The 12,422-nt window shown below is 37.4% G+C and carries 11 protein-coding genes and 1 pseudogene; 8 read left to right on the top strand and 4 right to left on the bottom strand.

The window, feature by feature from the left end; translation table 11 throughout:
- Positions 1–3 precede the first annotated feature (3 nt).
- From A6B41_RS08115 to A6B41_RS08100, 4 genes are all read right to left on the bottom strand, one after another.
- Entirely contained in the window at positions 4–411 is a 408-nt protein-coding gene (locus tag A6B41_RS08115) for a hypothetical protein (protein WP_027074139.1), read from the bottom strand.
- A complete protein-coding gene (locus A6B41_RS08110) occupies positions 404–949 on the bottom strand; it encodes a hypothetical protein (protein ID WP_027074140.1) in 546 nt (181 codons plus the stop codon). Before A6B41_RS08110 ends, A6B41_RS08115 begins: the two co-directional genes overlap by 8 nt.
- A 3-nt stretch (positions 950–952) precedes the next feature.
- Positions 953–1,471 (bottom strand): hypothetical protein, encoded by a 519-nt coding sequence (locus A6B41_RS08105; protein ID WP_027074141.1) that lies wholly within the window; start codon positions 1,469–1,471, stop codon positions 953–955.
- Positions 1,472–1,666: 195 nt separating this feature from the next.
- On the bottom strand, positions 1,667–2,161 hold the full coding sequence (locus tag A6B41_RS08100) for a hypothetical protein (protein ID WP_237052464.1): 495 nt from the start codon (positions 2,159–2,161) through the stop codon (positions 1,667–1,669).
- A 123-nt stretch (positions 2,162–2,284) separates the two neighbouring features.
- Here A6B41_RS08100 and A6B41_RS08095 point away from each other — a divergent pair, with 123 nt between their 5' ends.
- The 8 genes and pseudogenes from A6B41_RS08095 to A6B41_RS08060 all read left to right on the top strand — a co-directional run.
- Positions 2,285–4,840, top strand: coding sequence for a penicillin-binding protein 1A (locus A6B41_RS08095; protein ID WP_027074142.1), 2,556 nt, complete (start codon positions 2,285–2,287; stop codon positions 4,838–4,840).
- 241 nt (positions 4,841–5,081) lie between these two features.
- Complete coding sequence (aroK, locus tag A6B41_RS08090; RefSeq protein WP_027074143.1) at positions 5,082–5,603, top strand: shikimate kinase AroK; 522 nt, start codon at positions 5,082–5,084, stop codon at positions 5,601–5,603.
- 33 nt (positions 5,604–5,636) lie between these two features.
- Positions 5,637–6,725: a 3-dehydroquinate synthase gene (aroB, locus tag A6B41_RS08085; protein ID WP_027074144.1), complete on the top strand. Its 1,089-nt coding sequence runs from the start codon at positions 5,637–5,639 to the stop codon at positions 6,723–6,725.
- A gap of 12 nt (positions 6,726–6,737) precedes the next feature.
- On the top strand, positions 6,738–7,565 hold the full coding sequence (locus tag A6B41_RS08080; protein ID WP_027074145.1) for a Dam family site-specific DNA-(adenine-N6)-methyltransferase: 828 nt from the start codon (positions 6,738–6,740) through the stop codon (positions 7,563–7,565).
- Positions 7,566–7,647: 82 nt separating this feature from the next.
- A complete protein-coding gene (locus A6B41_RS08075; RefSeq protein WP_027074146.1) occupies positions 7,648–9,006 on the top strand; it encodes a sodium-dependent transporter in 1,359 nt (452 codons plus the stop codon).
- Positions 9,007–9,165: 159 nt separating this feature from the next.
- Entirely contained in the window at positions 9,166–10,341 is a 1,176-nt protein-coding gene (locus A6B41_RS08070; RefSeq protein WP_027074147.1) for a phosphoglycerate kinase, read from the top strand.
- Positions 10,342–10,442: 101 nt separating this feature from the next.
- Positions 10,443–11,519, top strand: coding sequence for a class II fructose-bisphosphate aldolase (gene fbaA, locus A6B41_RS08065; RefSeq protein ID WP_027074148.1), 1,077 nt, complete (start codon positions 10,443–10,445; stop codon positions 11,517–11,519).
- Between the two features lie 223 nt (positions 11,520–11,742).
- Positions 11,743–12,420 (top strand): annotated as a pseudogene (locus tag A6B41_RS08060) (peptide ABC transporter ATP-binding protein); the annotation flags it as partial.
- Between the last annotated feature and the right edge of the window lie 2 nt (positions 12,421–12,422).

Raw genomic sequence — 12,422 nt, 5'->3', positions numbered from 1 at the left:
CCTCTATAATTTTAAGGTGACTTCATAAGGCGTATTACAGTGTTGAGTCAATTTCCAATCAATATAAGTAATAGATTTAAGCGTAATAGTTTTTATCTCAATTTGATGATTGTTGACTAATTCATTTTCCCTGAAGTCAAAAAGCTGATCTTTTTCATCAATAAATAATGCTCTAAAACTATTATCTATTTTTATTAAACCAACTAGTTTTAGTTTTTCAAATTCAGTAGGTAGATTAATAGAAAATAGATTTGTAGAAGGTTTGCAAGCGGTTAAATTTTCATTATTTTTTGCAATATCATTTTCTACCTCTGTTAATTGTTCATTTTCTGTAGTGTTAGTCGTGCCAAAAAAAGGATCTGCCACTGCATTGCAGCAAAGTAATAAAATAGATAAGAAATATTTATTCATATTCTTCCTTATTAGTACTAGGTACTAGAATAGTATTGAGCTCCAGTTTTCTTTCCTGAGTAGATTTAGTTAGAGAAATCATATTGAATTTTAAATAAGGAATCTGATTGAGTTCTTGAATAAAATTAAAAATGGATGAACTATGATGAACTACTTGCAGTTCAATACTTTTTCCTTTTTCTAAATTCCATTGCAGATTATGAATCTGAAGACGATTTTTCTGAGCAATTTGCTGTATGTTTTCGTTAATATTTGTTAAATTAAAGTTTTTATTGTTTAGTGCTTTCTCCTTTTCTAGCAAAGTGTTATATATTGCTTGTTGATGTTCAATAACTTTGGTTTGATTAATTATCTCTTGCTTTGTTTCTATTTCCCAAAAGTGTATTTTAACTACGTTAATTATTGGGTAAATAAGAAAAATAAGTGTTAATATTATCAATATAATCTGCTTTTTATAAATAATGGTAGAGAGAAAAATAAACCCGTTTTTATGTGGGTTTAGATATAAATGCATTAGTTTTTTCTTGATGAATTCCATTTTTTATCCTTGATATTTAAGGGTGAAAATAAATTCAGTTTCATTTTTATTGTTAACACTAATATGATCTGTTTTTAACTCAAAAAATTGTTGTTCTTTGAGGTATTTATCAAGTGCCTGAAAATCTTCTTGTGAGCTGATCTTTCCACTGATTTTTAAATAAAGTCGGTTGTCATGATAAAGTTGAATAGTATTGATTCCGCCTTTTTTTAGCGGAAATTGCATAATCAATGGTATGAATTTTTCTATCTCTTTTTTTGTACTAACAGGTAGTGAGACTTGATTATGGCTCTGTAAATTTGCAATCTTATTTTCTAGAGCGCGACTTTCTGTTTGTAATTGGTTTAATTTCTCTACAAGCGGGTAAATTTCTTGCTTTTTTTGCAAATGATAAAAAATGAGAAATAGAGCTATTCCAATAAGAGAAAATGACACCAATGCCATCTTTTTAATCAGATAGTATGTTGTAAATACCCATTTACTTTGTGCATTGCTGGCTAAATCAATACCTTGCCATTCCATAAACTTGCTCCTACAGCCAGCAGATAGAGATGCTTGTTGTGTATGCTATTTATTTCCGATTCTGAAATTTCAATATCTTCGATTTTGATACAGTTCTCCGGTGCTATTGGGAGAAAACGGATATTGGCTTCAGTGAATTGCACAGTTTTTTGTTGGAAAGAAAACGGTGGAAATTCAGTTTTGTCTGTTAGATTTTTAAAGTAAGTAAGAAATTGCTCTAATATAGCAATGTAGTTCACAATCTAATACGCAAGGTATTTGAGTGAGATTATCTGCATAGCTTTTACGTAATGCATAGATAACAATTTTATTAAGATTGTTATTACTGAGTGGGAATTGTTGATAATCAAAATTTAATGTTTCAATAGAAAGTGGCTGCTCATTTTTCAAAATTTGAATAATGTGTTGGTGTAATTGAATTGTGTTTAAAGTTTTTGGCAAAAAAACAGTTTTTCGCCAAATATAGCTGTGCGAAACAGGGCGAATTAGGTTCAATTTTTCTCTGTGTTGATTGAGTTTTTCGCTTGTATTCATTTGAATAAAGCAAGCTAAGTCAAAGGGCTTTTTTTGCCAGAAAACAGTGAATTTTTCGGTTTCTTTTTTGACTAAGCAGTAGTAATGTTCATCTTCACTTAGCCCTAAAACATAGGGCTGCAAACAAGCTTTTGAAACTTTCTGTAGTAATTTCATAATTGATTAATAAGTAAATATTTGTAATTAATTAGGGCAAAGTTAGCGTTTTTCGCTTATACTTAGGGCTTTAATATTGGCTTTATATTTCCTTTTAGTCATTAACCAAAAGAGATTTTTTCGATGCGGATCGCAAAAATAATATTTAGTACTTTACTTTCGCTCTTCATTTTAGGTGGGGTAATCGCCGGTTTGCTGTATATGCACATCAAATCAGATTTGCCAGATGTGGCAACGTTAAAGAATGTTGAGCTACAACAGCCTATGCAGATTTTTACTTTAGATGGTAAATTGATTGGTGAGGTAGGTGAAGAGCGCCGTATTCCTGTGAAATTGGAGGATGTTCCGCCAATGTTGCGTAAAGCCATTCTTGCAACAGAGGATGCTCGTTTTTATGAACATAAAGGGATCGATCCTAGAGGCATTATGCGTGCATTATGGCGTACCAGCCAAGGGGATACCCAAGGTGCAAGTACTATTACTCAGCAATTAGCAAAAAACTTTTTTCTTACTCCTGAACGAAGCTTAGAACGTAAGGCTAAAGAGGCGATTTTAGCCCTTGAAATTGAACAGGTTTTAACCAAGGATGAAATTTTAGAACTTTACCTTAATAAAATTTATTTAGGCTATCGTTCTCACGGTGTAGCAGCGGCAGCTAAAACTTATTTTAATAAAACGCTAAGTGAGCTTACGCTATCTGAAATTGCAATTATCGCCGGTTTACCGAAAGCGCCTTCTACAATGAATCCGCTTTATTCGGTTAAACGAGCAGAAGATCGTCGCAATGTAGTATTGGGGCGAATGTTAGAAACAGGGGATATCTCTAAAGAAGAATATGAAAAAGCAAAAGCCGAACCTGTGGTAGCAAGCTATTACGGAGCGGCTTTAGAGTTTAGAGCTGACTATGTAACGGAAATGGTACGCCAAGAGATTGTTAAACGCTATGGCGAGAATATCGCATATAACAAAGGCTTGAAAGTGTATGCGACCGTCATTTCGGCAGACCAGAAAGCTGCACAAGATGCTTTGCGTGAGAATTTAATTGATTATGATCGTCGTCATGGTTGGAGAGGGGCTGAAAAATTATGGACAGGTAACTCAGCTTGGGACGAAGAGAAGATTATCGATCACTTAAGTAAATTGCCAAAATCAGAACCTTTTACTCCGGCTGCAGTGATTGAAGTTGATAAATCAAAATATACAATTTTGCTGGCTAATGGTGAAAGCGATAGTTTGAAGCGTGTAAATGCTTCATTTGCAAGTAAAGGATTGAAAGCAGGTGAGCAAATTTGGGTACGCCAAAATAAAAATAAAGAGTGGGTACTGGGACAGATTCCGGAAGTTAATTCTGCATTAGTTTCAATTAATAGCGAAAATGGTGCAATTGAAGCGATTGTTGGTGGATTTAGTTTTGAGCAAAGCCGTTTTAACCGTGCAACTCAATCTTTAGTGCAGGTTGGTTCAGCAATTAAACCATTTATTTATGTAGCTGCAATGAATAAAGGTTTAAGTTTATCCACCACAATTAGTGATTCTCCTATTGTTATTAAAAAGAAAGGCCAGAAAGAGTGGCGACCTAAAAATGCTGATGGTGTTTATGGTGGACCATTACGGGCAAGGGTGGCATTAGGAAAATCAAAAAATATGGTAGCGATTCGTGTATTGCAAATGGCGGGTATTGATTATGTTGCCGGCTATTTACAACGTTTTGGCTTTAATCATAGTCAATATCTGGCAACGGAGTCTTTAGCGCTAGGGGCTGCTTCTTTTACTCCGCTTGAAATGGCTCGTGCCTATGCTGTTTTTGAGAATGGCGGTTATTTAATTGAACCATATATTATTGACAGAATTATTGATGCTCAAGGTTATGAGCTATATCAAGCAAATCCTGTAGTGGCATGCTCTGCCTGTGATAACCCTGTTATTTATCCTGAGCCGGAGTATTTTGAGTCAGTTAAAATTCATGATGAAACACAGGTAAATACCGCACCGGTAACCTTAACAAAAGAAGAAGATTTAGCTGAGGAGAATGCTGAGATTGATCCGGAATTACAGCAAACGAATAATGGTGAAAAAAGTGCTCCAAGTTTAATGGCTGAATCATCTCACCATGTTAAAGGACTTCGTTATGCGCCACATGTTATTAGCAGTGAACTGGCCTTTTTAATGCGTAGTGCTTTGGCAAGTGCAATTACCGGTGAACCGGAGAATGGCTGGCGAGGCACAAGCTATCGTATGCTAAATTCAATTAAGCGTGCTGATGTGGGGGGGAAAACAGGAACAACCAATAATGCTAAAGCTACTTGGTATGCCGGTTTTGGTGCAGATATTTCAACTGTGGTATATGTCGGTTTTGATGATAATAAAAGAAATTTAGGTAAGAATGCCTCGGGTTCTAATACTGCTTTACCGGCTTGGACAAGTTACATGAAAGTGGCTTTGGCTGATAAACCGGTTAAAAAAGATCCTTTACCGAAAAATATTATTGAAGTAAATATTGATCCTAATAGTGGCTTTTTAGGCAATGGACGTAAAGAGTTTTTTATTAAAGGAACCGAGCCAACGAAAAGATATATTATCGAAAGGGCTTATACGGAAAAAGCACCTACTACGGAAACGCAACCATTGCGTTTAGGTTTGCCGCCTCCGGGTGTATTGAAAGGTGGTGAATTATTTTAATTTACAATAAATTTATGGTGGGATTTACTCTTAAAAGTTGAAAAATAGGGGCATTTCTTGCGATAATAACCACCAATTTTATTTTGGGCGATTTGTGAGTTATTTGTATATTCCTTAGTCAATAAATAGATTTTATTGCAATTTTTATAAGAAATCAGACCGCTTGTAAGTCACAAGCGGTCGTTTTTTCTTTTAATTTCACAAATCAAATGTTTATTAAATTTAAAAAGAAGAAAGAATAATGGCTGAAAAACGTAACATTTTTTTAGTTGGGCCTATGGGGGCAGGTAAAAGCACTATTGGTCGCCAGCTCGCTCAAATTTTAGGTATGGAGTTTATTGATTCCGATAGTGTTATTGAGGAAAGAGCCGGTGCGGAAATTGATTGGATTTTTGATGTTGAAGGTGAAGCCGGATTTCGTAAACGTGAAGAGCGAATTCTGAACGAATTAACGCAAAATCATGGTATTGTACTTTCAACCGGTGGTGGTTCCGTATTATCCAAAGATAATCGTAATGTATTGTCTGCCCGTGGTATTGTGGTTTATTTAGAAACGACGGTTGATAAACAATTTGAACGAACTCAACGTGATAAAAAACGCCCTCTATTAAAAACGGAAGATCCACGTAAAACGCTAGAAGAGATAGCGAAAATCCGTAATCCGCTTTATGAAGAAATTGCCGACATTACTATTCATACGGATGAACAAAGTGCGAAAGTAGTTGCGACACAAATTATTGATTTAATAGATAATTTACAATAGTGTAGAGCGACACAGTAGGAAAGGAGCTAAGATATGTTGCAAGTAAATGTTGAATTAAAAGAACGCAGTTACCCGATTATAATTGGTGCGGGTCTATTAAATGATCCTGCCAGTTATCGCCCGTTAAAAGCAGGTGATAAAGTCATGGTGGTTTCAAATCCAACTATTGCAACACACTATCTTGCTACTGTTACACAAGCCTTGACAGAGCTAGGTTGTCAGGTTGATTCGGTTTTAATTCCTGATGGTGAACAGCATAAAACCTTAGACTCATTAAACTTAATTTTTACCGCGCTTTTAGAAAAAAATCACAATCGAGATACCACTCTTATTGCATTAGGTGGTGGTGTAATTGGCGATGTAGCGGGTTTTACAGCTGCGTCTTACCAGCGAGGTATCCGCTTTATCCAGATTCCTACAACCTTATTGGCACAAGTGGATTCATCTGTGGGTGGAAAAACAGCTGTGAATCATTCCCTTGGCAAAAATATGATTGGTGCATTTTACCAGCCGGTTTCAGTTATTGTAGATACTGATACTTTGCACACTTTAGCAAAGCGTGAAGTGAGTGCAGGATTAGCAGAGGTAATTAAATATGGTGCTATTTTTGACCTGCCGTTTTTTGAATGGTTGGAAAAGCATATTGATGATTTAGTTAATTTGCAACAAGATGCTTTGGAATATTGCATTCAGCGTTGCTGTCAGTTAAAGGCAGATGTAGTTGCCCGCGATGAAACAGAAAAAGGCGATCGTGCGTTATTAAACCTAGGTCATACTTTTGGCCATGCTATTGAAGCGAGAATGGGCTATGGTGTATGGCTGCATGGAGAAGCGGTTTCTGTTGGAATGCTTGAAGCTGCTGCCTTATCTCATATTTTAGGTGATTTAAGTGAAGAGGATGTAGGTCGTTTGGAAAAGCTCCTGGCGCGAGCCAATTTGCCGACCGTTTCTCCCGATGGTATGGAGCCTGTGGAATATTTGCCTTATATGTGGCGTGATAAAAAAGTGTTGAGTGGTCAATTACGTTTAATTTTATTGAAATCGCTTGGTCAAGCTTATGTTTCGGCAAAAGCAACTGAAGCACAAGTGTTGGCATCTATAGAGCGTTTTACCCAGCGTTAATTTTATCTGTTCATGAATCATCCTAAACATAGAGCCTTTTTAAAATGGGCAGGCGGTAAATATCGCTTAATATCAGATATCCAAACCCATTTGCCGAAAAAGGCTTGTTTAGTTGAGCCTTTTGTCGGTGCGGGTTCGGTTTTTCTAAATACTGACTTTGAGCGCTATATTTTAGCTGATGTTAATCCTGATTTAATCAATCTTTTCAATGTAGTAAAAGGTGACGTAGAGCAATATATTGCTCATACGAAATTACTTTTTTTACACCCTAAAGCAAATACAGAAGCCTTTTATAAAGCACGTCGTACGGAATTTAATCGTTCAAAGGATAGTTTTCGTCGCTCAGTAATTTTTCTCTATTTAAATCGTTTCGGCTATAACGGATTGTGTCGTTATAACAAAAAACAGGGTTATAACGTGCCGTTTGGGCGTTATAAAACGCATTATTTTCCGGAAAAAGAGCTGCGTTTTTTTGCAGAAAAAGCTCAGAAAGCGGAGTTTGTTTGTGCGGATTTTGAGCAAGTGTTTGAGCAGATTAAACAATCCCCAAGTGATTGTGTTATCTATTGCGATCCTCCCTATGCACCTTTAAAACAGGAAACTAATTTTACCCAATATGCCGGAGGAGGATTTAGTCTGGCGCAACAAATGCGTTTGGCCCAGTTAGCTTTTGAAATGAAAGAGCAGGGCATTCCTGTTTTAATCTCTAATCATGATACGGAATTTACTCGTCAGATTTATCAGTCAGCACAAATGCAGTCTATTCAGGTACAGCGTTCTATCGGGCAGAATGCAGATTCAAGAATCAAAGTGGGCGAGTTATTCGCACTTTTTATTTAACTATTAGCAAATTTTTCTAAAAAAATCACCGCTTGCTGTATTGGCAACAAGCTTTATTTTTATTTAGCCTCTGGAGTATGAAATGGCAAATCAAAAGGAAGAGCGTCAATCCTGGTCAAATCGATTGGCGTATATTATGACGGTTGCAGGGGCAACTGTTGGTTTTGGTGCAACTTGGCGTTTTCCCTATTTAGTTGGTGAAAATGGCGGTGGTGCTTATGTTTTCTTATTTTGTATCGCCATGATTGTTATCGGTATTCCGATGATTTTGGTTGAAAATGTTATTGGCCGTCGCATGCGTGTTAATGCGGTGGATGCTTTCGGTGGAGAAGCCAATGGTAAAAAAATTGCCTCAGCTTGGAAGATTTTAGGCTATATGGGGTTACTCGGTTCCTTTGGTATTTTGGCTTACTACATGGTACTTGGTGGTTGGGTACTGAATTATATCGGCAGTCTGGTAACAGGGAGCTTAGATCTTTCTACCCCAATTACAGTAGAGACAACTTACCAATTTTTCCAGCAAAGTATTTTTAACAACCCTGCAACCATTATTGGATATACAGCCTTATTTGTGCTGGTAAATTACTTTATTTTAGTGAAAGGGATTGTGGATGGTATTGAGCGCTCGGTCCAATATCTGATGCCGATTTTATTCGTTTTTCTGATTATTATGGTGATCCGAAATGTAACTTTGCCGGGTGCAGCTGAGGGGATTTCATTTTATTTAATGCCTGATTTTTCTAAAATTACACCTAAATTATTTGTGTTTGTACTAGGTCAGGTATTCTTTGCATTAAGTTTAGGATTTGGGGTATTGATTACACTTTCAAGCTATTTGGATAAAAATGAAAATTTAGTTAAAACGGCAGCTATTACAGGCATAATGAATACCGTGATTGCGGTACTTGCCGGTTTTATGATTTTCCCGTCCTTGTTTAGTTTTGGTGTGGCACCAAATTCTGGTCCGACTTTAGTATTCCAAAGTTTACCTATTGTATTTTCGAATATGTGGGGCGGAACGGTTTTTGCAATTATTTTCTTTAGCTTATTGGTAGTCGCTGCTTTAACTACTTCATTAACGATTTATGAAGTAATTATTACCTCATTACAAGAGAAAGCGAATATTAGCCGCAAAAAGGCTATCTTTTTAACATTAGCGACGATCTTCGTATTGGGGAATATCCCTTCCGCTCTTAGTGATAATGTTTTAAAAGAGGTACAAATTATGGGTAAAAGCATTTTTGATGCTTTTGACTATATTAGTGGAAATATTCTCTTTATTTTGACTGCCTTAGGTAGTGCTATTTTTGTCGGCTTTGTCTTAAAAGATGAAGCTAAAGAGGAGCTGGGAGCGGGTAAGACTTTAACGAATATCTGGTTTAATTACGTCCGCTTCGTGATTCCACTTATTATCTTAGTGATTTTCTTTAATTCACTTTAAAATTTTAGTTGAGTAAAGCTGTTTGAATAATAAGTCAAGCAGCTTTCTTTTTTGATAAAAATTCATCATTTATTTGATCTAAGTTACCCCCAAAATGATTATAAGCTGATATAATCCAACCGTTATCACTTTTAAACATTTATTAAAGAGGAACAAACTATGTCTGTTATTAAAATGGCTGACCTTGATTTAGCAGGTAAACGCTTATTTATTCGTGCTGATCTTAACGTGCCGGTAAAAGATGGCAAAGTGACATCGGATGCGCGTATTGTAGCAACTATCCCAACCTTAAAATTAGCCTTACAAAAAGGGGCTAAAGTGATGGTAACTTCTCACTTAGGTCGTCCAACGGAAGGCGTTTTTGAAGAAGCAAATTCTTTACAACCTGTAGTAGATTATCTAAATGCCTCAGATTTAGGCGTTCCGGTACGTTTAGTACGTGATTACTTAGATGGCGTTGATGTCAAAGAAAATGAAATAGTTGTACTTGAAAATGTCCGTATTAATAAAGGTGAAAAGAAAAACGATCCTGAACTTGCGAAAAAATATGCTGCACTTTGTGACGTATTTGTAATGGACGCTTTTGGTACGGCTCACCGTGCAGAAGGTTCAACCTATGGTGTAGCAGAATATGCGCCTGTTGCTTGTGCCGGTCCATTATTAGCGGCTGAATTAGATGCGTTAGGCAAAGCATTAAAAGAACCACAACGCCCGATGTTGGCAATCGTAGGTGGTTCAAAAGTTTCAACTAAATTAACTGTTCTAGATTCCCTTTCAAAAATTGCCGACCAATTAATTGTAGGTGGCGGTATCGCAAATACCTTTATCGCAGCAGAAGGCCATGCGGTAGGTAAATCATTATATGAAGAAGATTTAATCCCTGAAGCAAAACGCTTAGCTCAAGTGACTAATATTCCTGTGCCTGTTGATGTGCGTGTCGGTACGGAATTCTCTGAAACTGCACCGGCAACGGAAAAAGCGGTGAACGAAGTTCAAGCAGATGAATCAATCTTTGATATCGGTGAAAAATCAGCAGAGCAATTAGCAGAGATTATCCGTAACTCGAAAACCATTCTTTGGAACGGTCCGGTAGGTGTATTTGAATTCCCTAACTTCCGTAAAGGTACCGAAGTGATTTCAAATGCAATCGCAGAAGCAACTGCAAATGGTGCATTCTCTATCGCAGGCGGTGGTGATACATTAGCGGCTATTGATCTATTCGGCATCAAAGATAAAATTTCTTACATTTCAACCGGTGGCGGTGCGTTCTTAGAATTCGTTGAAGGTAAAGTATTACCGGCAGTGGAAATTTTAGAGAAGCGTGCAAACGGTTAATTGATTACAAGCGGTCAAATTTCAATGAAATATTGCAAATTTGACCGCGTATTTTAACAATGTGCGTTTGCACATTTCATACAATACAAAGGAAGCAAAAAATGTCATTATTAAACATCGTAAAACCGGGCGTAGTAACAGGCGACGACGTACAAAAAGTTTTCGCTTACGCTAAAGAACACAACTTCGCAATTCCTGCAGTAAACTGTGTAGGTTCTGACTCTGTAAATGCAGTATTAGAAACTGCCGCACGCGTTAAATCACCGGTAATCGTTCAATTCTCAAACGGTGGTGCACAATTCTATGCCGGTAAAGGCATTAAACCTACCTCAGGTGCTCGTCCTGATGTATTAGGTGCGATTGCAGGTGCGAAACACGTTCACCAATTAGCGGTTGAATACGGTGTGCCTGTTATTCTTCACACAGACCATGCGGCGAAAAACTTACTTCCATGGATTGACGGTTTACTTGAAGCAGGTGAAAAACACTTTGCAGAAACAGGTCGCCCGCTTTTCTCTTCACACATGATCGACTTATCTGAAGAGCCAATCGAAGAAAATATGGAAATCTGCCGTGAGTATCTTGCTCGTATGGACAAAATCGGTATGACCCTTGAAATTGAAATCGGTGTAACCGGTGGTGAAGAAGACGGCGTTGATAACTCAGATGTAGATGAATCTAAACTTTACACTCAACCATCAGAAGTGTTATATGTTTATGACCAATTAAGCCCAATCAGCCCGCGTTTCACTATCGCTGCTGCATTTGGTAACGTACACGGTGTTTACAAACCGGGTAATGTGAAATTAAAACCATCTATTTTAGGGGCTTCACAAGAGTATGTTTCTAAAGAACGTGGCTTACCTGCGAAATCATTAGACTTCGTCTTCCACGGTGGTTCTGGTTCTTCTCGTGAAGAAATCCGCGAAGCGATCAGCTACGGTGCCATCAAAATGAACATCGACACGGACACCCAATGGGCAGCTTGGGACGGTATTCTTCAATTCTACAAAGCAAACGAAGCTTATCTTCAAGGTCAATTAGGCAACCCAACCGGCCCTGATGCACCAAACAAAAAATACTACGACCCACGCGTTTGGTTACGTAAAATGGAAGAGTCTATGTCTAAGCGCTTAGAGCAATCTTTCGAAGACTTAAACTGCGTGAACGTATTATAATTTGCAAAGTTTTTAGCAGATTCGACCGCTTGTTATCAGACAAGCGGTCTTTTTTTATTTATTTTTTGCGGTAAACTATGGTTTTATTTTCTTTTGGTTCAATCTTATGGCATTACTTGAAGTCCACAATTTGAATAAACGATTTGTTGAACGCGACAGCTTGTTCCATAAACAAGATTTTTATGCGGTGAAAAATGTCTCTTTTACGCTCAATCGTAAAGAAACGCTTGCAATTGTAGGAGAGAATGGGGCAGGAAAATCAACATTGGCGAAAATGATTGCCGGCATGGTTGAACCGACCTCAGGTAGATTAGTGTTTCGTGGCAATGAGCTGACTTTCGGCGATTATAAATATCGCGCTAAGCATATTCGAATGATGTTCCAAGACCCGAATGATGCCTTTGACCCCAATTATAATATCGGACAAATTCTAGATACGCCTTTACGACTAGCAACTGATTTAAGTGAAGAAGAGAGAAATGAACGGATTTTTAATACGCTTAGATTAGTTGGTATGTATCCGGAACACGCATTAATCCCCATTTCAGAAGCTTCAAGTGGACAGAAGCAGAGAATTGCCTTAGCTCGAGCCTTAATTTTAGAACCCGAAATTATTATTGCAGATGACACTATGAGTGTGTTGGATTTCTCAGTTAAAACGCAACTAACCAATTTGATGTTAAGTGTGCAGCAACGGCAGGCAATTTCATATATCTATGTTGGACAGAATTTGGGACTTATCAAGCATGTGAGTGATAAGCTTATGGTGATGCAAGGCGGAGAAATTGTAGAATATGGTTCAACTAAAGAGATTTTATTAAATCCTCAACATCAAATTACCAAGCGATTGATTGAAAGCTATTTCGGTAAACCTCTAACTGAAGCGGCTTGGGCGGTTTAAGG

Source organism: Mannheimia granulomatis (assembly GCF_013377255.1).
GTDB classification, from domain to species: domain Bacteria; phylum Pseudomonadota; class Gammaproteobacteria; order Enterobacterales; family Pasteurellaceae; genus Mannheimia; species Mannheimia granulomatis.
This window is presented reverse-complemented; position numbering and strand designations above follow the sequence as displayed.